The organism is Loigolactobacillus coryniformis subsp. coryniformis KCTC 3167 = DSM 20001, assembly GCF_002706425.1.
In the GTDB taxonomy this organism is placed as follows: domain Bacteria; phylum Bacillota; class Bacilli; order Lactobacillales; family Lactobacillaceae; genus Loigolactobacillus; species Loigolactobacillus coryniformis.
In genome coordinates this window covers 1,813,247-1,835,374 of record NZ_CP017713.1, presented here as the reverse complement: position 1 = coordinate 1,835,374, position 22,128 = coordinate 1,813,247, and the positions used below count along the sequence as shown (strand labels likewise).

Sequence of the window (22,128 nt, the reverse complement as noted above, 5' to 3'; positions counted from 1 at the left end):
CGGAAGTGCAAAGAAGGCGTTGGGCATAAACGACTTATGTCACAACTCCTTCAGTTGGGCGACCGCTGTGATCAGTTCATATAGCGCGGGGTTTAACCGCAAAATGTGCTCCAGCAGGGCAACTTGTTTGGCGAGGGGCTGATTGATACCAGTTAACATAGTGGACACTCCTTTTAACGATCGAATTTGCAGCGGTTGAGGTAATAGAAATTCAGTAACAATAATAGCAGCGCATAGCCGTAGACAATAATAAACGCCAGTAAAACGGAAGCTAAATGAAATTGGTTACTTTTGCCCAGCATTAAGAAAACTGGATAAATCGGGGGAAATACATAACTGAGCCAACTGGTTTGACCGAACATTGAGCCCGATTGAATGGCAATAATAGCGATCAATGCGGTCAATAGCAGCGCTGTTTTACGGCGTTTGATGACCCTTTTTTGCGTCCAGAAGCCGATTGCGATGCCTAAGGGAATGCCGATCAACTGGACGAGCCAACCGCTGATAATATCGATGCCAGTGAGCTGACCGATGAAGAAGTTTTTACCAATATAAAGGTATTTGATCATGGGGATGATGATGGCTAAAGTGGAACCTAAGGCCAAAACTAAGTAGATAAAGATAAAAAAGGCGAGATAAATGCTGTTTTGATTGCGATTATCTAGTAGTAGCAGCTTTTCCTGTAAGGTGGTCAGATTTTCAAAGAAACCGTAAGTCGTGATCATTGCAACGATAAACATCACTGTGGCGGTGGTCAAAAAACTAGCGGTAATATAATTAGGCTGCACTTGATAGTTGAGTAAAACGCTTAGCAGCCAAATAATACTAGGCAGAATAACTTTAGTTGAATGAAAATATAGTTTGGTAATGTAGGTGAGATCCGCTCTGATCAATTTCAAAAGTGATGATTCCTTTCAAAAAATATTTATTGCTTGGTGATGGTTAAAAGCTCAAAATCGTTTTGTTCCAGTAAAAGTAAGACCGTAATTAAGTCTTTAGCCGTGCAAGTCAGGACCACTTTGGTAGCTGCCTTTTCATAGGTAAACAGTTTAAATATTTTAGCTAAAGCGGCATCTGGGGTGACTTTAAAAGCCACCAAATAAGTGGCCTGGTTTGTGTTAGTTGTGGTCATTAAGGTATTATGCGCGACATCGTAAATAGTTTTGGCACGGTTGGCTAGGCGCTGACCATGAACGGACATAATGATCGTGTTGCCGGCTTGATTATAGGCAGTTAGCCAATCTAACAAAAATAGTTGCGCTTTTTCGTCCAGTCCTTCAAGCGGTTCGTCTAAAAGTAAAACATCTGGGTGTCCACCTAAAGCCTGAATTAGGTTAAGTTTTTGCAAACTGCCTTTGGATAACTTATCGGCTGGGATATCCAATAAACTTTGGAAGGCTAAGCTGTCAACCAAAGCCGCATAATTGTTTGGTTGCGGGGTTGATACTGCTCTGATGCTGGCAATCGACTTTAAATAAGCTCGCGCCGTTAATTTGGTGGGTGGAAAATGTTCTGGTGCGTAGTGTTCGATCAAGGCATGGTTCTTGACCAGTGTCCCTTGTAATGGTCGTTTTAATTCTAGGATAATGTTTAAAAGTGACGTTTTACCAATGCCGTTTGGCCCGATCAGTGCGAGAAAATCACCAGTTGTAATCGTTAAATTAACGGCTTGCCGCAGAATTTTCGTACCATAACCGTAAGCTAGATCGGTTAATTTGATGTAATTTTGGGACATGTGATACCACCTCGTTCAGTAACTTAGCCTAACCCGAATTATTCATACGAGGTTTAATATCGGCATACCGCACAATTTTGGACCAATTCTCGTGCTGCTATGGTGTAGTCAAACCAAGATGTACTGTTTTTGCTAAAGGCTACCAAATTATGGGGCTGGATAAATTTTTGATCCTCAATTTTGAGCATACTTGCCCCTTGGCCGAACCGACTTTTTTTGATTTATTGCACCAGTTTAGCCCCACTGTAGCGCTTGGATTCGAGCTAACAGTTGATAAAACAAATCCTGATAGACGTGGTGGCGGCTTAATTTTAGATAAAGTTGCCGGCCGCTGGTCACCAGCTTACCCGCTACTTTAAACAGCCATAAGCGCAAGGTTGTAACCTGTAATCGCTGATGTTGTACAGGCAACAATTGGCGCATCAAGCTGACTAAATTATAAGCGAGGACACTGAGCATCATGCGGGCATAATTTGGTATAAATTGCGAGCTAGTCATTTTATCCAGGTAAAAGCCAGCCTTGGCTTCCTTGATATAATTTTCCATTTGGCCCCGTTGATGATAGGCTTGAAACGCATCTTCGGCGACAAAACTCGTTAAATTGGACACAAGGTATTCATGTTGAAATAACAATTCACCAGCTGGTCGAGTTGATTTAATATAGATCTGGCGCGGCTTAGGCCATGATCGGGCTTGATAAGACGCGCGATAATAATGGACCTCGGTCTCAGTCCAATTCTGCTCATCACTGATCTGAACAAAACGTTCAGCCAGTTGGTTCAGCCGCCGATTGGCTTTCAGGCGGATCAAGTAAAAAGTGTCGTTGGCTTCACAAGTTTCGTATAATTCTGGAGTCGCAAAGCCACTATCCCCGCGGACCAAGATATCAGCGTTCGGTTTGACTTGATGATAGTGCTGTAGTAGTGGTGTGATAAAGGGGGCAATATCCGTACTGGTATAAACATTACCTGGGCGCAATTGAGCCTTTAAACAGTGGCCCGTTTGCCCGTCAAAAGCGACCAGCGGATGGTAACCCGTGGTACCGTAATGCGCATTAAAGGCCGTTTTTTCCTGATGACCATGAGTATCGGCGTGAGTCGAGTCAATATCGAGGATCAGCTGTTGTTGCTTGGCGCCAGTCCACGCTTGGTCAAGCAATGCTTGATTCAACGTTTGTAATGAGGTGATGGTCTGCTCGTCACAGCGTTGCCAAAACGGGATAATGACGGTTGTGAGGCCAATTGCGGTTGTGCCAATAGTAATTTAAATGTGGGGTCATTGCGCAAACTGGTGGCAGCTAGATCAGCCGGGTAACCGGCGATCAACTGCAGCACGACCTGTTCTAGTAGACTAACGTTGCTGTAACGAGCGTAATGGCGCTGGTCATCAAAATGGATTAATTGATACGCTAAGGTCGTGAAATTGAGTTGCGCCATTAATTCTTTGACCAACACTAGCCCAGCATCAGTGGAAAGTTCACCACCAGTGTGCGAAATATGTAATTTAGGATTGAAATTAACTCGTTTTTCCGGTAAAGTTGCCATGAGAAGGACCTCTTTCTTTTGGTGGATAGCTGACTTGTGGTGAATCAACTATACCAAATCGGAGGTTCTTTTTCTGCACTAAAAAGGTGAAAAATAAAAAACACAGTACCGCCCATGATACCGGGGTGACACTGTACTTGGAGAACTTATGGTGAATAATTCAGGCCTAAGTATACTGCAAATGGGTCAGACGGACGGCTGATAATTTTAGTGGAAGCAGTCTTGATAGCGCTTTTTTGGGGCGTATAATACAAACTGATTGGGGGAGTGCGCCATGCAAAAACTTAAGCTTACTATTAGGTTGATCTCTGGATTATGTTTTTTGATTGGGCTGATCTGCTTCATTATTGAGCCTGCTACAATAGCGACACATATTACGATCGATAATAAGGTAGATGCGACTGGGCCAGCGTGGCAAATTTTCATTCTGCCGGTAGCGCAATTAATTGTGGATGAATTGCTGATTTTCAAAGCTAAGCGCGAACGGGTAAGAAACGATGATGTCAATTTAAACTTTTTGCTGCCTGGGGAACTGCGCTATATTGTGTTAGCAATCGTGGTGTTAGTGGCGTTTGTCGGTGTGATGTACCAGCAAATCACGTTGTGAATGAAATTTTTAAACTTTGATCAGTGTAAAATAAAAATCCAGTTTGCAGATAAAACGATTATTTGCAAGCTGGATTTATTTGATCTAGAAAAATCTTTTATGAAGCCATATTATTGATCCAAGTTAAGCTGAATTATTTTTACGCAGTTTCAACTCAGTCAATCCTATGCAGATAAATGGAATTACAATATAGCCAAGCAGCCAGTTATCGGAAGTGGTGGCGCCAATATGCAGCTGAGTCAAAAGGAAATAAAACAGTAGGTACAATAAAGTTAGAATGATGCTCACTTTGCCCATGTAATGATTAGCAAGGCGCCAACTTTTTTCAGCGCGCATCGATGCTGGCGTACGGTAGCCGGCCCAATGATTGATCGGAATGTTAGCCACTGCAAAAAAAGCCAAAAAGTACTAGAAAAAGAATGCCCACGCCATAAACGATCATTTTTGGCACCAACCTTTTTAAAATCGTAGATAAGTTACGATGTAGCGCAACACTAAATAAGCCAGTGCGACTGCCACAAGAATATTGAGTCCAAATTGAATCGTGGCTAACCAAGAAAAATGCAGCAATAACCGCAAAATGATCACCCACAGACTAGCCGCCAGAAAAAGACTTAAAACTTGAAATAGATGCGGTATTAAAACGTTAGCGTAATTCAGCAAAAGTACGCCGAGATTAAATATTAGAATCAAAACGATGCTGGTTGATAGGGGCTTACCGGCGAAGCCATAACTGTCGACTTGTCCGAAAAAGCCAAAGTGTGAAGGAATTTGCGCAGGTAGTAGACGTTGAAAAATAACGACGAGTACAACTTGAACAAGGGTGTTGCCACCGATAATAGCGGCCAATTTTTTACGGGGGGTGCATATGCTCAACTCCTTGGGTTTAATTCTTCAGTTTAATTATAGCGCTTACACAAGCTGAAACGGGAATGTTTTTTCAGTCAAACTTAGTTGCTGTAGTCTGCATCTATTATTAGAGCCAAAAATAATTGGCTATGTTGCGAACTCGTAGCGCGTACAAAAAAGACCTATCTGCTGAGTTCCAGATAGGTCTTTCGCCTAATTCACAACTTGTTCGTTCACATACTGTGCGTACAACGCATGCTGCTGCATTAATTCACTATGGGTACCATGACCGGTGACGGCGCCGTTTTCGATAAAGTAGATCTGATCGGCGTCAACGATGGTGGAGAGTCGGTGGGCAATCACTAGGGTGGTGCGGCCGACCATGAGTTGGTCAAGGGCGCGTTGCACTTTTTCTTCGGATTGCGAGTCCAGACTAGCGGTGGCTTCGTCCAGCATCAAGATTTTCGGATCACGGAGAAAGGCACGGGCGATGGCTAGACGTTGTTTTTGCCCGCCGGACAACTTGACGCCGCGTTCACCGATCTGTGTGTCCAATTGATCCGTAAAGTCGCGGACAAATTGGTCGGCATAGGCTAATTCTAAGCCGTGCCATAATTCAGCGTCGGTCAACGTTTTAGCTAAACCATACTGTAGGTTTTCGCGGATCGTACCGGCAAAAACGCCGCTATCTTGGGAAACATAGCCGATTTGCTGGCGCCAATTGGCCAGATCGATGGCCTGAATATTTTGTGTACCGATTTTGATCGTGCCAGCGTATGGTTGATAAAAACGCTCCAGCAAGGCAAAAATCGTTGATTTACCGCCGCCACTAGGACCAGCAAAGGCAACGACCGTATTCGGTTTGGCGGTAAAATTAACGTTATGCAAAATCGTTTGGTCCGCAGTATAGCCGAAGGAAAGCTGGTTTACCGTTATGGTTTGGCCGACAACGTCCACGGCAGCTGTTTGGTCAGCTGGTTCAGGTTCCGTGGCAAGGATCTCTTGAATTCGTTCCGTCGAGCCCATCGCTTTTTGCACTTGGGAAAAGAAGGTGGCAAAGGTGGTTACCGGTGCGATAATGTTGAACAAATAGATTAGGAAAGCGACTAATGAGCCGCTGGTCAAAGTGCCAGATTGAACGCGGACGGCACCGTAGCCCAAGATACCAACGAAAAGACCTAGCATCGCCGTCATCATGATTGGCTGCAGTACGGCTTCGATTTTGGCGTCTTTGACTCCGAGCGTGAAGATTCGTTCAATAAAATGACCACCAGTGACTTTTTCAAAATTTTCGCCATTGCTGGCTTTGATCAGGCGGACGTCGGCTAGTTTTTCACTGGCATCGGCGTTGAAATCAGCGGTAGCGGCTTGTAGCTGGCGGCCGATCGGCAACATGATCAACGCGATGATCGGCACCGCACTAAACATCAATAGTGCCATGCGCCAATCCATCACGAATAAAATAATCATTGCACCAATTAATTGGATCGCGCCAGTGATAAAGTTAGGGAATTGTTGCGTGACTAAATCCTTGATCACGCTGGTATCATTGACTAAGCGCGAGCTGCTTTCGCCTGATTTATGCGCATCAAAATAGGTTACGGGTAATTTTAATAGGTGAGCCCACAGCCGTTCGCGTAGCGTTTTAACGGCACTTTCACCGACATAGCGCAGCAGGAAGCCGCCTAAAGTACCAAAGCCTAATTGTGCTAAAAAGGCGACCACCAAAATGGCGATCATTGGGCCATTGATTTTATTAAGACTGCTAGTGTCGATCAAGCCTTTAGTCAATTGGGGAACGATCAAACTAGCGCCACTGGTGATCAAGCTGAAGCCGATACCGAGCGCAAACAACGCTTTTTTCGGATTGACACTGTTGATCAAGTGGAGAAAATCATGTAATTTAAATTTATTTTTAGCAGCAGGTAAGTCTGCCATTAATGCTGGATTACGCATGTTAACTGCCTTCTTCCGTCTTTAAAAATCTTTCCAATCGTCTTCGTTAGGTTTTTCGCCATCGGGGCGTTGATTCCAGAAACCAGCGCGCGGATCGCGGCGGAAACCGTGGTGATGGTCCCGCTGAAAGTGGGGGCCACCAAAGCCAGGCATACCGCGCTGACCGGCAAACGGCATCTCCCGCATAGCTTGCTGCATACGTGCTTTCAAATCCTTCATTTCCGCAACCGATAAGTTCTGGCGTTCACCGTACTGGGTTATAAAATTGTCCCGCATAGTTTGCATCATTTGTAGACGGTCTAACGGGTCGATAAAACGACGCGCTTCCTGCTGAAAATCGTCGGGCCAGCCAGCTGTGATTTTGGCTAAATAATCGCCAAATTGTTTTTGTTGATCCTCATCTAGCCCTTTAAAAAAGATCTCACTGTAGTCGGCTGTTTTTTGGTCGGCATTTTTTTGTGCTTTTTGACGGCCTTGTTCAGTCAAAGCCACTTGTTTACTCCGCTTGTCGGTGGCGTCCTCCGTCCGAACAATATCGCCGTTTTGCTCCATTTTTTTTAATAATTCGGCTAGCGAGCTGGGACGCAGGTCTAAAATCGCCGCTAAATAACTTTGGTTTAAGTTATCGGCATGTGCCAGCACGGCTAACACGCGTTGTTGGCCGGTCAACTTTTGTTTATGGTCACGCATAAAAGCGTTACTGGCTTGGCTGATAAAGCGTAACTGCTTCATTAAATCATCGGTAAATTCACTCATTATATCTGCCTCATTTCAGTTTTTTAAGAAATAGTTCGGTACCGAACTAATTGTCAACTAGTTGGTTCAAACTTTTTTGGTGGGTACCCCCAAGTTGGGTATTTTATGCCCCCAAGTTGGGGTAAAAAGTCCCCAACTTGGCAAAAATACCCCCACAGAAGGGTGCGGTAAGCCCCAACTTGGCAAAAAATAAAAGTAAAAAAAACAGATCTCGTTCTTTTTGCGTAATTTATATACAGAAAGGGGTGATTGTGCATGGTGAAAATATCCGAAAGCTGTTGTTTTTGTGATCCATTTCGACCGATTATTGTCGAAAACGCCACAGTATGTATTTAAGCATTAAGGATTTAAAAGATTAGGGAATAACGCATTAGGAACTTAAGCCGCAACTAGTTTTAACTCAAGGAGGGTGCAATCATGCAGCAAAATAAATTACGACAAATGTCAGAAGCGGAACATGCGCATTGGAGCAAATATTATGGTATTAAGCCAATCGATCTTGGTTCAGTTAATTTTCCGCGTACGATTTTCACGTTGGCTGAGCTAGATGCACTTACATTAGCTGTTTACGGTGGGATCACGTTATTTCAATTACCTGGGAGCCAAAAGTATGAACATCAAAGTGTGATTAGAACACGGGCAATTTCGGTTGATTTGTTGTGTACCAGTTTAGGTTTAGATTCACGTAAGAAAGTCGCGGTCCGCCAAGCGTTGCAAAAAATGGTCACCGCCCAGATCATTGCAGTAACGCCAATCGAGCCAGCTATGGATTGGTTGCAAGGGTGGTTCTGCTGCCAGCTGCCGATCAATTTTGACGGTGTCGGCTATCTGCAAGGCTTTAGTCGGATCAATATTATTGATTGGGAGCGGATCAAATTACGCTTAATCAAACCGGCTGATAAAATAAAGGGGTACGCCGCATATTTGGCCGTCCAACAAAATATCTACCATCATACAGATGCGTTTCGTGTTTGTTACCAAAGCCAATCAGCTTTGGGCGCAACTTATGGGCGTAGTTGTTATTCAGTGGCACGGACTTTGCGGCAATTGGAAGCCAACGGTGTTTTAGCGATCAATAAAGTTTTATGGGTACATCGACGGGAATTGTTGGAACGTAACATCATCAGTTGCGCGCAAGATTACGAGCAATTGGCGACTTTTGTACACGCGCAATACATCAATGGTAATTACGCGGCCATCCTAGCATGAATATAGCTAAAACTTTTTTTGCTTAAATAAAAATATAGCAGGCAAGGGGCTGTATTCGTTTGCAATTCGTGTTATAATTGAGAAGTAATATCAGTTACAAAGTAAAGCGCTTAATTCATTGGGTTTTAAGCGTTTAGACTGATCAAAAAATTAGTGTGACGTGGCTATAGATACATAGTGTGATAGCCGTGGTTAGTTGCTAACAACCAATCAATTTGTGAAGTAGAAAGGACGATCCATATGATTGATTTACATCTTCACCGCACCCAAACTAAGCCGTCATTGCGTTTGTCAGAGTGGCTGAATGTTTTGCGGGCCGGTGTTTTGGGTATGAATGATGGTATTATTTCAACTGCTGGGATCGTTCTCGGCGTGGCTGGCGCACAACAGAGTTCGTTTGCCTTGTTTATCGCCGGTATTTCGGGGATGTTAGCAGGGGCCTTTTCGATGGGCGGCGGCGAATTTGTCTCCGTCAGTCAGCAGCGCGATATGCAGAAAACAGCGGCACAAAAGCAACAACAGGCAATCGCGGAACATTATCCCCAAGAATTGGCCGAGTTGACCCAGGTTTACGTTGATAAGGGGATTTCGGTGGAATTAGCGCATCAAGTTGCCGCTGAATTGATGGTTAAGGATGGTCTAGGCGCGACTTGCCGTGAAAAATATAATATTGAATTAGGCAATTATTTTAATCCGTGGCACGCTGCGGTTTCGTCGTTTTGTTCTTTCTTTGTGGGGGCCATTTTACCGTTACTGACGATCACGTTGGTGCCCGCACGGTGGAAAGTTCAAGTGACTTTTGTTGCGGTGGCTTGTGCCTTGTTATTGACCGGCTACGTTAGTGCCACTTTAGGACAGACTAGGCGGCGCAAAGCCGTTTGGCGCAACTTAGTGGTTGGTTTACTGACAATGATCGTCACCTACGCGGTTGGGCATTTATTTGCGATTTAATTTTGCAGGCTTGAATTCATTAGCCAAATCAGGTATAGTAACTAGCGAAGTCGCTCCAGTGAGAAAAATAATCAACCAGAAAAATGCACAGCGAATCTAGATTTGGTGGGAGCTAGATGATCAAGCGGTTGAGTCGTCCTTTTGAGGAGCAAGCAATTAAATAATTGAGTGGATATTTTATCAAAAAGAGTGGTACCGCGGGCAAAGCTCGTCTCTTACAGGTTAACTGTAGGGATGGACTTTACCCGCGGTTTTTGTTGTTAAGGGTGGTTTAAAAAGCACCTGTCATATTCAAATAAAGGAGTCTATTATGAACGAACAAAATCTTGTTATTGCGGCATTAAAGCCTTTATTGGCGGAACATTTAGATGAAGCAACGATCAGTCAATTGATCGAAACCCCGAAAACGTCTGATCTCGGTGATTATGCTTTTCCTGTTTTCCGTTTAGCTAAAGTTTTCCGTAAAGCACCACAACAGATCGCCGCTGATTTAGTGGCACAGATCGACCAAAGTAATTTTGAAAAAGTTGTTGCGGTTGGCCCGTACATCAACTTTTTCTTGGACAAACCTAAATTCAGTCATGACTTGCTGCAAACTATTTTAACGGCGGCCGATCACTACGGTGATGCTGATCTTGGTCACCAAGGCCAAGTGCCGATCGATATGTCTAGTCCAAATATTGCTAAGCCAATCTCAATGGGCCATTTGCGCTCAACCGTGATCGGAAATGCCATCGCCAACATTTTAACCAAGGTTGGTTACAAACCAGTTAAGATCAATCATTTAGGCGATTGGGGCACCCAATTCGGTAAATTGATCGTTGGCTACAAAAAATGGGGTAGCGAAGCTGCGGTCAAAGCGGATCCGATCACTAATTTATTGAAGTACTACGTTAAATTCCATCAAGAAGACGTTGAACATCCTGAACTTGATGAAGAAGCGCGGGAATGGTTCGTTAAGTTGGAAGCCGGCGACGAAGAAGCAACTAAGCTATGGTCATGGTTCCGCGAAGTTTCCTTGCAGGAATTCATGAAGATCTATGACATGTTAGGCATCACGTTTGATTCCTACAATGGCGAAGCGTTCTATAATGATAAAATGGCTGAAGTTGTCCAAATGTTGGAAGATAAAGAGCTATTAAAAGAAAGTCGCGGCGCTGAAATCGTTGATTTGTCGGCTTACGACTTGAATCCCGCTTTGATCAAGAAGAGTGATGGTGCGACTTTATACATCACCCGTGATCTAGCGGCAGCAATTTATCGTAAACGGACCTATGATTTTGTGCAGTCACTATATGTAGTCGGTAACGAACAACGTGATCATTTCAAGCAATTGAAGGCTGTTTTGAAAGAAATGGGCTTTGCTTGGTCTGACGATATTCATCATATCCCGTTTGGTTTGATCACACAGGGGGGCAAAAAGTTATCGACCCGCCAAGGCCGTGTGATCTTGTTGGAAAAAGTCTTGAACGATGCAGTTGATTTGGCGCAAAAAGAAATCGACGCTAAGAATCCTAGTTTGGCTAACAAAGAACAAGTTGCTAAAGAAGTTGGTATCGGCGCGGTTATTTTCCACGATCTGAAAAATGATCGCTTGAACAACTTTGATTTCAATCTGGAAGAAGTTGTTCGTTTTGAAGGCGAAACTGGTCCTTACGTGCAGTACACGAACGCGCGGGCACAAAGCATTTTACGCAAGGCTGCGGTTGAATTAAATGCCGACGCTGACTACACGATCACTGATGCAGCAGCGTGGGATGTGTTGAAGCAATTGGCTGAGTTCCCTGACGTGATCGTCCGCGCCAGCAAAGAATACGAACCATCCGTGATCGCTAAATATGCATTACGCTTAGCGAAGAACTTCAACAAGTACTACGCTAACACTAAAGTCCTTGTTGACGACGGTGAAAAGACGGCCCGCTTAGCAATGGTTGCTAGTGTGAGCCAAGTCTTGACCCAAAGCTTAGCCTTGCTCGGCGTCCAAGCACCAAAAGAAATGTAAAGTGAAGCAGTAAATAACGAAGGCTGGCGCATTATGGCTAGCCTTTTTTGTATACGGCTAACTAAAATACAGCAACAGTTGATTTTTGACTACGGGAAAGTGTAAAATGGGAAAAGAATTTTATTTATTAGATTTTTTTAATTGATTTTTCATGCAATTTAACTATATGATAGCAATTGTAATGTAAAAAGTGAGGTTGAGAGAATGAGTGAAAAGTTAAAAGTTGGTGTGATTGGCGCGACTGGTATGGTGGGTCAACGTTACGTCACGTTATTAGCCGATCATCCTTGGTTTGAAGTGGCGGTTGTTGCCGCAAGTGCCCATAGTGCCGGCAAAACGTATGCAGAAGCCGTTAATGGTCGCTGGAAGATGCAAGCCCCAATTCCTGATGGTGTCAAAGAGTTGCCTGTTTTAGATGCCAACGACATTGAAGCAGTCACTAGCCAAGTCGATTTTGTTTTCTCTGCGGTCAGCATGTCCAAAGACGAAATCCGTAAAATTGAAGAAGACTACGCTAAAACGGAAACGCCAGTTGTTTCCAATAATAGTGCCCATCGCTGGACCCCTGATGTACCAATGATCGTACCCGAAATCAATCCTGAGCATTCTGATGTGATCAAATATCAGCGTGAACGTTTAGGCACAAAACGCGGCTTTATTGCGGTCAAGCCTAACTGCTCGATTCAAAGTTACACGCCAGCGTTAGCGGCTTGGCAACAATTTGAACCGACTCAAGTGATCGCTACGACTTACCAAGCAATTTCTGGTGCCGGTAAAACGTTAGAAGATGCGCCAGAGATCGTCGGCAACGTGATTCCTTACATTCCCGGCGAAGAAGCTAAGTCCGAAGACGAACCACTTAAGATTTTTGGCCACGTTGATGCCGCGACTGGGACGATCGTATCCGCAGATGCGCCAACGATCACTAGCCAATGCTTGCGGGTGCCGGTTTTATACGGTCATACCGCGGCTGCTTTTGTCAACTTCAAACAAAAGCCAACTAAGGAAGAATTAGTGGCTGCTTTGGAAAGTTATAGTGGCGAGCCACAAAAATTGGGTTTACCTAGTGCGCCCAAGCAATTTATTCAGTATATGACTGACGATTTCCGGCCACAAGTGCGTTACGACGTTAACTTTGAAAATGGCATGGGTATTTCAATCGGTCGCTTGCGGCCAGACAAAATTTTCGATTGGAAATTTGTCGGCTTATCGCATAATACTGCACGTGGCGCCGCTGGTGGCGCGATCCTGTGTGCTGAATTATTGAAGGCCCAAGGCTACATTACTAAAAAATAAAGTCATTAAAAAAGTCGTGGAAATTTTTCCACGGCTTTTTTTAATCACTGACAACTGCGCCAAACACTGGCAATCCATGGCTTTGTCAGCAGCAGTTAGAACTGCAAATTGGCAAGTAATATTTTTACTGTTCGGGAAGCGTAACGCATTTTTATTCGTAAAATTGAGTAAAGTGCGCTGACTTTTGTTATAATCAAGGTAATCGGTAAAGTATGGGCTTGCAAACCGGAGTATCCGGCTGTGTGCTGAGTAAAGTCCGCCGATAGTAACCTTAATTGCGGCGAATTTTCTTGGCGTCGTTGTGCAGTTAGCCTAGTTAAAATTCTGCCCTCAAAAAGCAGCGCGTTGCCTATTTTCTGGCCTATATTTTGGTCATAAGTACGGTTAGCGTTGTCTGCAAGTAAACACATTACTTGCAGTATGGTTTTGGCATCAGAATTAACTACTATTGTGGAGCAGAGGTGACTATTTTGAAAAAAGTAGATCGGCAAGCAAAAATTGAAGAGATCATCAAGGAACATACAATTGCGACTCAGGAAGCCTTGTTAGCGGCATTGGAAGCTGAAGGTATTCCGGCAACGCAGGCGACGATCTCACGGGATATTCGCGAGATGCAAGTCGTTAAAGAGCGCGATCAAGATGGGACTTTACGCTATACAATTTATCATAATGGTGAAAAAACGGTGGCTGAGCGGTTGGATGAGTCGATTGCCGAAGTGGTGGTAGCCGTCAAATTAGTGGAGTTTGTCAATGTTATCCACACCGCACCAGGCAATGGCAATTCTTTGGCGGCGATCATTGACGATCTCGCTTTTCCGCAGGTAGCCGGTACATTGGCGGGGCACGATACGATTTTGATCATCAGCCCTGATCGGGACAGTGCGCAATACGTACACGATTATTTTGCTGAACGAATGGTCGTTGAATAAATCATATAATGAATAAGCGGCTCATTTGAGCGGCTTTTTTTTGTGCCTCAAAAACCGCCTAGAATAAAAATAGGCGGTTAGCAGTTTATTCAATATCCAAAAAACTTTGCGGCAATGGCGCCATCACTTCGATCGGCGCGAAGCTAAACGGTAGCAGTAAGCGCATTTTGGCGGAATGTAAAAATAAACGCGAATAGTGGCTAGCTTGGGGATCGTACAACACATCGCCAACTAAGGGATGGCCTAAGTAGCTAAAGTGAACGCGGATCTGGTGGGTGCGGCCAGTTTCCAACTGGATCGCTAGTAAAGATTTAGTAGCCGTTTGCTGTAAAACGCGATAGTGGGTGATCGCCGCCACTGCGTCAGGACCGTCGACTTGCCGTTTACGTTTATCCAGTGGATCACGACCGATCGGCAAACTGATCGTTCCGCTAGCCGGTAAATGACCGTGGACCCACGCGCGGTATTGGCGGGTGATCCGCTTGCTGCTGATCAAGCGATTGAGGATCGGCAGCACCACTGGATTTTTGGCGATCACGATGGCGCCACTGGTATCACGATCCAGCCGGTGAACAACATAGGCTGGGGAACCTAAATAAGCGGTCACGTGGTTCATCAAGCTATCCTGCTCGTCTGGCCGATTAGGGTGGGTTTTAGTGCCAATCGGCTTGTCGACGACTAATAGATCACTATTCTCATATAAAACGTGAACTTGACTGGCATCGCCGCCTTGATATTGTGGCTCTGGGGTACTAAAATCGCTGGCGTAAAAAGTGAATTGAACGTCATCGCCGGTGGCAACAGTGGTATGGACAGATTGATAGTGCCCGTTTAAAGTCACCGCATGATGGATCCGTAATTCATGGTAGATCGTTTTCGGGATCAATAAATCACCACGCAAATATTGTTTGAGGCGGTGCCCAGCTTGTGCGGTGTTAACGGTACAATGATATTGCCATTTTTGCATGAAATTCTTCCTTCGATTATTAGACTGTTACCATTCTAACTAAAAAAGGCGGCCGTGCCAAATTAGTTTGGTCGTTGGTGCTGGTGACACGCTAAACTACGACCATAGCAATTGATTTTTCCGTCTAAAGTCGGTGGTGCATTACGACCACTTCACCTAAACTTAAATCAGGCTTAAGTTTAGGTGAAGTAGAAGTATGCTACAATATAATGGCGCTTTAGCCATTGAATGAGACTGGCGTAATTTACCATGCTATGGAGTCCGCATTTTTAGGCTGGATTTTAAGCGCACTTGTTAATTAGGACGATGTTATTTTGGATTTAGTATCCACGTGGTTATAAAAAGTAGGCTAGCTGCTATAAGCAGGGCGCTTTTTCAACTCACTCTCTAGTAAATGAGGATTTTTATGCAAAAATTTTTAACAAATTTACGGCGTTTTTTTGCCGCGATCGGGCATTTTTTAGCCCCCATATTACATTTTATTGCGCCATACTGGCTTAGTTTTTGGCATGTTGTGCGGCGGTTTTGGCGGCGGTTTTTAATGACTCGTTGGCTGATTTTGGTGCTAATGTTGATCTTTCTCGGCGTCAGTACCTACTTAACTTTTTTGGCGAAAACGTCAGATGTGGAACATTTGAAGGCTAATTTGCAGACGTCAACGACAATCTATGACTATCGGCAGCAAAAAGCGGGTTCGTTGTACGCGCAAAAAGGCACTTACGTTAGCTATAACAAAATTTCACCACAAATTCAAAATGCGGTGACTTCCACTGAGGATCGGACTTTTTGGACTAATCCCGGGTTCAGTATTAAAGGTTATGCGCGGGCGGCAGTTAGCTATGTGATCCATCACGGCCAGATCAGTGGTGGTGGGAGTACCTTGACCCAGCAGCTGGCCAAAAACGCGTTATTGACTCAGCAGCAAACTTTTGTCCGCAAAGCCGAAGAGCTGTTTTTAGCGATCGAGATCAACAAAGTTTATAGTAAAAAAGATATTATCACAATGTATTTAAACAACGCTTACTTTGGCAACGGCGTTTGGGGTGTGCAAGATGCGGCCGAGAAGTACTTCGGTAAAAGTGCGGCCGAGATCGATTCAGCAGAAGCAGCTAGTATGACGGCGATGTTGCGTAGCCCTAGTTTCTACAATCCAATTGATCATCCGAAGTACAATATTTCACGACGTAATTTGATTTTAGATCTGATGGTCGATAATAATAAGTTGACCACCAGTCAAGCTAATGCTGCCAAGCAAGAGGCGTTAAACTTACAGGATAATTACAATTCAACTAACGGTTACCGCTATCCGTACTATTTTGACGCGGTGATCAACGAGGCCATCAGTCGTTACGGTTTATCCGAAGAGGATATCTTGAATAAGGGCTACAAGATCTACACCTCGTTAAATCAAACCTATCAGCAAAAGATGACGGCTTCCTTCGCTAATAGTATGATTTTCCCATCTAATGCGGCGGATGGAACCAAAGTTGAAGGGGCGTCGGTAGCGATGGACCCACAAACGGGTGGCGTCGCGGCAATTGTTGGTGGACGGAATACGGAGCCGGTGTTCCGCGGTTACAATCGAGCGACCCAGATCAAGCGCCAGCCGGGGTCAACGATGAAGCCCCTGGCGGTGTACACGCCGGCGCTGGAAAATGGCTATCATTATGACTCACAGCTGACCGATAAAAAATTGTCCTACGGCTCGAATCACTACACACCAACCGATTATGGCAACAATTATCAAGGTAAAGTACCAATGTACAGTGCCTTGGCTCAGAGTCTAAACGCGCCGGCCGTTTGGTTATTAGATCAGATTGGCGTTCAAAAAGGCGTTCAATCGGTAAAAGATTTTGGCATTACGTTACCAAAAAGTGATCAGAATCTGGCGATGGCTTTAGGTGGCTTAAACGTGGGCGTGTCGCCGTACCAAATGGCGGGGGCTTACGCGACGTTTGCTAATCAAGGTAAACGTCCGGAAAGTCATTTCATCACCAAAATCGTTGATGCCAGCGGCAATGTGATCGTTGACAATACCGAAACCAAGTCCAAACGAGTGATGTCGGCGAAAACAGCTAAAGAAATGACCAGCATGATGCTTGGCGTTTTCGATTACGGCACCGGAACTTCGGCGAAGCCAACTGGGTATGACGTTGCCGGTAAAACTGGGAGTACTGAAGTGCCCGATAGCTACGGCTTTGGCACCAAAGATCAGTGGATCGTCGGTTACACGCCAGATGTGGTCGTGGCAACGTGGATCGGCTTTGATAGCACCGACAGTAGCCATTTCTTACAGGGCATCAGCGAAGAGGGCGTGGCTAAAGTTTGGCGGTCAGAAATGGCTAATATTTTACCAACAACTGCAGAAACCAAATTTGGCACTAAAGATGCGAAGACCCGGGCTAGCGCGGAACAAACGACGAATTCATCGGATGTCTGGAGTCAGGTCAAAGATGGCGCGACCAAGGCCAAGGAAAATCTTGATTCAGCTACCAGCAAGGCGAAGAATTGGATCGATTCGGTCAAAGGACTTTTTGGTGGAAATTAAGCGTACAAACGTTCGTTTCCAACTAGGAAAACGTTTAGAAACATGCTATACTGGAAGCTATAATGTTTAGCGTGAATTGGCAAAGTGATTAGCGCTTTTTCAACCACTCTAAACATAATTTAAATCAACGGAGGCACAACATGGCAGTCAATGTGTACGATACAGCAAACAAATTAGAAGGCGAATTACGGCAGATCGATGAATTTGTTGCCCTACAGGCAGCCTATGATGCGATGAAACAAAATAAAACCGCCTATGACATGTTTAAACAATTCCAAAAAATCAACATTGAATTACAACAAAAACAAATGCAAGGCCAAGAATTAGCCGATGCCGAGATCGAAAAAGCACATGATCTAGCTGGCAAAGTGGGCGAATTTAAAGAAGTCCAAGCGTTGATGGAAAAAGAAAAAGCCATGAGCCAAATCATGGACGACTTGAACCAAATCATTACGAAGCCAGTTCAAGAATTGTACGCAAATTAGCGTGTGTCGAAAAAGCGTCCAGATTACGGAATGTAGTCGACTACTTTGCATTATTAGCTAATCTTTGACGCTGCGGACGTTGACCATTCTTGTGGCAGCTAGGCGAAAAGACAACATAGTGGATCGTTTAGCTAGCGTAGCTATATGGCATTATGCCACGTTTACGCACAGGCACCACTGTACGTTTGGATAAACAACAAAAATTAGCGCATTTAGGTCGGTCGCGCGGGACGAATGGTCGGGGCAGTATACTGACTGGAAGCCTGCGTGGCCGATTTTTGCGTTGTAAAACTAGAAGGAGGCCCCAGCACCGATGAAATTTATTCATGCGGCGGATCTACATTTAGATACGCCATTTCTCGGCTTACGCACAGCACCGGCGGCGTTGTGGCAACAGATCTATGACGCGACGTTTACAGCTTTTGCTAAGATCGTTGACGCGGCCTTAGCGGAACAGGTGGACTTTGTTTGTTTGGTCGGTGATCTATACGACCGTGCTGAACGCAGCATTCAGGCTCAATTATTTTTACAAAAACAGCTCCAGCGCTTGGCTGATGCGGCCATCCCAGTTTATTTGAGTTACGGGAACCATGATTACGTCAGTGACGCTGCCGCTGAGTTACCATTACCGGAAAATACGCATATTTTTCCCAGTACTGGTGCAACCTTTACCTTGACCACCAAAGACGGGCAATCAGTGGCATTAAGCGGGTTTAGCTATGCCCAGCGTTGGGTGGAAACCGATATGACGCCGCAATTTCCAATCAAGACCAATACGGATTGGCACATTGGGTTATTGCACGGTAGTCAAAGTGGTGTGACCAGTGCCCACGCGGTTTATGCCCCATTTACGTTAACAGAATTGAATCAAAAACGTTACGATTACTGGGCTTTAGGTCATATTCATCAGCATCAACTTTTACAGGAACAGCCGCCGATCGTCTACGCTGGCAATCCGCAAGGCCGCAATCCTAATGAAGCTGGTGCCCGCGGTTATTATTTGGTCAGTCAAAAGGGGGCGCAACTGCAGCCAGAATTTCACGCAGTAGCGCCGATCCAATGGCAAACGTGTACCGTTTCGGTGGCTGGTGCTGTTCGCTTGACAACGGTGATCAACGCGATCGAACAGGCCGTGGCTAAATTAAAACAGCCAGAAGCATTACTATTGCAAGTGAACTTGACTGCAGCGGAGACGCTGAGCCCAGCGCTATTGCAACGAATTGAAAGTGGCGAGTTATTAAGCTACTTACAAAAACAGCGACAACAACAGCCGTGGCGCTGGATCTATTCATTACGGCCGCAGATGACCGCCACGCTGAACTTTAATCAATTAGATCAAGCTTACTGGCAAGCCAGCGCAAAAAAAATATTTACGGCGCAAAATATTGCCCAAGTAGCACAGCCACTGACGCAGCCGGACTTCCTAGCGGCAGCATTACAACAAGCTGATTTACCGGCAACTTTGCAGGCACAAGTGCTGAATTTATTGCGTGAAAATAAAGCATTGGCAGGTGATTCAGATGCGGATTGAAGCAGTTGATATTTTTGGCTTTGGTAAATGGTATGATCAGCATTTTGACTTTGATCCGCAGCTGCAAGTGTTTCAAGGAGCCAATGAAGCCGGTAAGTCAACGCTAAGTGCCTTTATTGACGGGGTTTTATTTGGTTTTGCGACTAAAAAGAAACCCTACGCGCAGTATATTCCGAAAACTGGCCACAGTTATGGTGGTCAGTTGACTTTGGTGCAAGCCGGCCAGCGTTATGTAGTTAAGCGCGTTGCCGGTCGGGCTGGTGGGGACGTCACGGTGACAACTGCTGATGGTCAGCAACATGATGAGGCTTTTTTGCAGCAATTGCTGGCACCAATCGATGGACAACTGTTCCGGCAAATTTTTCGGTTTGGCCAACAGGATCTGATGGCGATTTTTCAATTGCAGCAAGCGGATCTCAGTCGGCATTTATTGACAGTGGGTGCGGCCGGTAGTCAAGATTGGTTGAACTTAGCGCAAAAATATCGGCGTGAAGCCGCACGACTGTATAAACCACGGGGCCGTGTGTGGCCACTGAATCAGGCTTTAAGCCAGCTGGACGATTTAAATGCTAAATTAGCCGATGCGCAAGCAACTTTGCCAGCTTATTTGGCCCAGCAACAAAAGGTCCAACGACAGCAGGCAGCTGTGGCGACGTTAGGCCAACAGCTTAATGCCGAGCGTGACTTGGTCAATCAGTTGAGCCAATTAGTGGCGGCCTGGCCTAACTATCAAGCTTGGCAGGAAGTCAGCCAGCAATTGGCTCAACAGCCGGCTAGCTTAGCCCCACAAGTCTACCAAGACTACCAAGCGTTGCAACAAAAACGCAGTAGCAAAAATGCTGAATTACAGCAATTGGCGGCTAAATTAAATGCAACCACCGATGAACAGCAGTTAGCGCCAGCCTTTTTATTTTATCAGCAACATCAAGCTGAATTTGACGCTCAGATCGCGCAAGTGGCTGACATCCAAGCCGCGGTGCAAGTCAGTGCACAATTACAGCAGCAAAGCCAAGCCCTGCAACAAGAAAGTCAGCAACTTCAGCAAAGCTTAGGTGTGACCACCGCGGTGCAACCCTTAAGTGAGCTCGATTTGACCCAAGCGCGCAATAATCAACAGCAACGGCAGAAGCTGCAAGTTCAAGCGCAACAACAGCAACAAGCCTTACAACAGCAACAAGCGCAAAGTCAGCAGTTAGAGCAACAAGTTGTACAGTTGGAAAATCAGTTACAACAACCAACAAGCCGCAGTCAGCGGCAGCATAAGCAGTCTAATTATTTAATTTGGGGTGTAGTGGCTGTGATTGGGCTATTGTTGCCAAGTTGGGCTAAATTAATTGGTTTGGTCGGCCTAGCTGGTGGCGCGTGGCAATTTTACCGCCAGCAACAGACGATGACGCCGTCAACTGATCCGGTGCAGCAACAGTGGCAACAAGCGTTGGCTGAATTAGATCAGCAACAAGCCCAGATCGCGGCACTGACTCAGCAACAAACGACGACCCAGGCCAATTTAGCAGCTTATACCGCAGCGTGGGAGTCGTTGAAGACGCGTTACGCTTATGATGCACTAAGTGATGATGTGATTTTAAATCATCAACACGACCTGCAGCGTTTATTAGCTTGCCAGCAACAGATCAGTCAGGTAAAACAACGCCAAAGCGCAACGGATCAGCAAATTCAGCAGTGGCTGGCCGGCTTTGATTTTGCTCGCGATTGGCTGCCGTTAGCTAATGCTGAACCGGCAGCAGCGATCGAACAGGTCACGACTTTTGTCACTAATCAGCAGCAACAATTAGCAACGTTACGTGATGGTAACCAAAATTATGCTTACTATCAGCAACAAACGACGCGCGTGCAACAAGAACTGGCCACGCTGGATCAAGCCTTACATGATTTACTAGCGCAACATCATTTAGTGAGTGAACATGAACTGAAGCAGCGCCACCAGGCTGATCAGGCCCAAAATCAATTGCTGGAACGACAACAAGTACTGCACAGTCAGCTCGATGCATTGTTGCCGGCGTTAAAAAAGTATCCTGATCAAGCAGTTTTACAAACTGAGTTGCACACGCGGCAAGCCGAGTTACAACAGCAGCAAGCACAACTGGATACAGCGCAACGTCAATTAACAACGGATCAAACCGAATTAACGCAGTTGGCCAGCGACGGCAGTTACCGGGTATTGCGGCAACAAGTCGCGCAACAAGAAGCAGAGATCACTGAGTTGACGCAACGCTGGTTAAGCTACCAATTAGCTGCCCAGTGGATCGAACAAACCTTAAGTCAAGCCTCACAACAACGTTTGCCGGCGATGCTAACTTTGGCGGAACAATATTTTGCCATTTTAACCCAGCAGCGATATGTTAAAATAAAGCTGACACCTGACCAAATTACGGTGGTACGACAAGATCGTCAACAATTTGCGGTCGGTGAGTTATCACAAGGAACGGCGGAACAATTATACGTAGCGTTGCGTTTAGCCTTTGCACAAACCATCAGTGACGTTCAACAAATTCCGCTGGTGATCGATGATAGTTTCGTTAATTTTGATGCGCCGCGCCAACAACAAGTGCTAACCTTATTAACTGAATTAAGTCGCACCAATCAGGTCATCTATTTCACGGCCCGCACTGTACAAGTTACCAGCGGTCAAGTGACCCAGCTTCAAGCGTAATCGGTTGCTGGATGAGCGAACGGTTAGGGGCTAGTGCGCAGTAGTATTACTAAAATAGTTAGAGACCCCTGTAGAGCAATCGGCCCCTAACT

The 22,128-nt window shown here is 45.3% G+C and carries 17 protein-coding genes and 1 pseudogene; 10 read left to right on the top strand and 8 right to left on the bottom strand.

Features of this window, described 5'->3' with window-relative positions; all coding sequences use genetic code 11:
- Positions 1-173: 173 nt before the first annotated feature.
- The 3 genes and pseudogenes from LC20001_RS08990 to LC20001_RS08980 form a co-directional block, all read right to left on the bottom strand.
- The gene (locus LC20001_RS08990) at positions 174-899 is read right to left on the bottom strand and encodes a hypothetical protein (protein WP_010010981.1); all 726 of its coding nucleotides are present in this window, start codon (positions 897-899) and stop codon (positions 174-176) included.
- Between the two features lie 26 nt (positions 900-925).
- Positions 926-1,735 (bottom strand): ABC transporter ATP-binding protein, encoded by an 810-nt coding sequence (locus LC20001_RS08985; protein WP_010010982.1) that lies wholly within the window; start codon positions 1,733-1,735, stop codon positions 926-928.
- Between the two features lie 234 nt (positions 1,736-1,969).
- Positions 1,970-3,279 (bottom strand): annotated as a pseudogene (locus LC20001_RS08980) (IS1380 family transposase).
- A 274-nt stretch (positions 3,280-3,553) separates the two neighbouring features.
- Between LC20001_RS08980 and LC20001_RS08975 the strand changes: the two are divergent.
- Complete coding sequence (locus LC20001_RS08975) at positions 3,554-3,886, top strand: DUF1648 domain-containing protein (protein WP_010010983.1); 333 nt, start codon at positions 3,554-3,556, stop codon at positions 3,884-3,886.
- Between the two features lie 123 nt (positions 3,887-4,009).
- On the opposite strand, the gene LC20001_RS08970 is transcribed toward LC20001_RS08975, so the two are convergent.
- The 4 genes from LC20001_RS08970 to LC20001_RS08955 all read right to left on the bottom strand — a co-directional run bounded on the left by LC20001_RS08970 (position 4,010) and on the right by LC20001_RS08955 (position 7,447).
- Complete coding sequence (locus LC20001_RS08970; RefSeq protein WP_141707584.1) at positions 4,010-4,273, bottom strand: SdpI family protein; 264 nt, start codon at positions 4,271-4,273, stop codon at positions 4,010-4,012.
- Between the two features lie 72 nt (positions 4,274-4,345).
- A complete protein-coding gene (locus LC20001_RS08965; RefSeq protein ID WP_157779227.1) occupies positions 4,346-4,762 on the bottom strand; it encodes a DUF1648 domain-containing protein in 417 nt (138 codons plus the stop codon).
- 186 nt (positions 4,763-4,948) lie between these two features.
- Complete coding sequence (locus tag LC20001_RS08960; RefSeq protein ID WP_010010986.1) at positions 4,949-6,691, bottom strand: ABC transporter ATP-binding protein; 1,743 nt, start codon at positions 6,689-6,691, stop codon at positions 4,949-4,951.
- 21 nt (positions 6,692-6,712) lie between these two features.
- Positions 6,713-7,447, bottom strand: coding sequence for a MarR family winged helix-turn-helix transcriptional regulator (locus LC20001_RS08955; protein ID WP_010010987.1), 735 nt, complete (start codon positions 7,445-7,447; stop codon positions 6,713-6,715).
- Positions 7,448-7,864: 417 nt separating this feature from the next.
- Here LC20001_RS08955 and LC20001_RS08950 point away from each other — a divergent pair, with 417 nt between their 5' ends.
- The 5 genes from LC20001_RS08950 to argR all read left to right on the top strand — a co-directional run bounded on the left by LC20001_RS08950 (position 7,865) and on the right by argR (position 13,834).
- A complete protein-coding gene (locus LC20001_RS08950) occupies positions 7,865-8,656 on the top strand; it encodes a hypothetical protein (RefSeq protein ID WP_010010988.1) in 792 nt (263 codons plus the stop codon).
- Between the two features lie 240 nt (positions 8,657-8,896).
- Positions 8,897-9,607: a VIT1/CCC1 transporter family protein gene (locus tag LC20001_RS08945; protein WP_003680063.1), complete on the top strand. Its 711-nt coding sequence runs from the start codon at positions 8,897-8,899 to the stop codon at positions 9,605-9,607.
- Positions 9,608-9,917: 310 nt separating this feature from the next.
- Complete coding sequence (argS, locus tag LC20001_RS08940; RefSeq protein WP_003680060.1) at positions 9,918-11,609, top strand: arginine--tRNA ligase; 1,692 nt, start codon at positions 9,918-9,920, stop codon at positions 11,607-11,609.
- A 204-nt stretch (positions 11,610-11,813) separates the two neighbouring features.
- On the top strand, positions 11,814-12,905 hold the full coding sequence (gene asd, locus LC20001_RS08935) for an aspartate-semialdehyde dehydrogenase (protein ID WP_003680058.1): 1,092 nt from the start codon (positions 11,814-11,816) through the stop codon (positions 12,903-12,905).
- Positions 12,906-13,375: 470 nt separating this feature from the next.
- Complete coding sequence (argR, locus tag LC20001_RS08930) at positions 13,376-13,834, top strand: arginine repressor (protein WP_003680056.1); 459 nt, start codon at positions 13,376-13,378, stop codon at positions 13,832-13,834.
- Between the two features lie 85 nt (positions 13,835-13,919).
- Here argR and LC20001_RS08925 read toward each other — a convergent pair whose 3' ends face one another.
- The gene (locus LC20001_RS08925; RefSeq protein WP_010010989.1) at positions 13,920-14,801 is read right to left on the bottom strand and encodes an RluA family pseudouridine synthase; all 882 of its coding nucleotides are present in this window, start codon (positions 14,799-14,801) and stop codon (positions 13,920-13,922) included.
- 406 nt (positions 14,802-15,207) lie between these two features.
- Here LC20001_RS08925 and LC20001_RS08920 point away from each other — a divergent pair, with 406 nt between their 5' ends.
- The 4 genes from LC20001_RS08920 to LC20001_RS08905 all read left to right on the top strand — a co-directional run bounded on the left by LC20001_RS08920 (position 15,208) and on the right by LC20001_RS08905 (position 22,036).
- The gene (locus LC20001_RS08920) at positions 15,208-17,349 is read left to right on the top strand and encodes a PBP1A family penicillin-binding protein (RefSeq protein ID WP_010010991.1); all 2,142 of its coding nucleotides are present in this window, start codon (positions 15,208-15,210) and stop codon (positions 17,347-17,349) included.
- Positions 17,350-17,489: 140 nt separating this feature from the next.
- Complete coding sequence (locus LC20001_RS08915) at positions 17,490-17,834, top strand: YlbF family regulator (RefSeq protein ID WP_003679231.1); 345 nt, start codon at positions 17,490-17,492, stop codon at positions 17,832-17,834.
- Between the two features lie 313 nt (positions 17,835-18,147).
- Complete coding sequence (locus LC20001_RS08910; protein ID WP_010010992.1) at positions 18,148-19,365, top strand: metallophosphoesterase family protein; 1,218 nt, start codon at positions 18,148-18,150, stop codon at positions 19,363-19,365.
- On the top strand, positions 19,355-22,036 hold the full coding sequence (locus tag LC20001_RS08905; RefSeq protein ID WP_010010993.1) for an ATP-binding protein: 2,682 nt from the start codon (positions 19,355-19,357) through the stop codon (positions 22,034-22,036). Before LC20001_RS08910 ends, LC20001_RS08905 begins: the two co-directional genes overlap by 11 nt.
- The last annotated feature ends 92 nt before the right edge of the window (positions 22,037-22,128 follow it).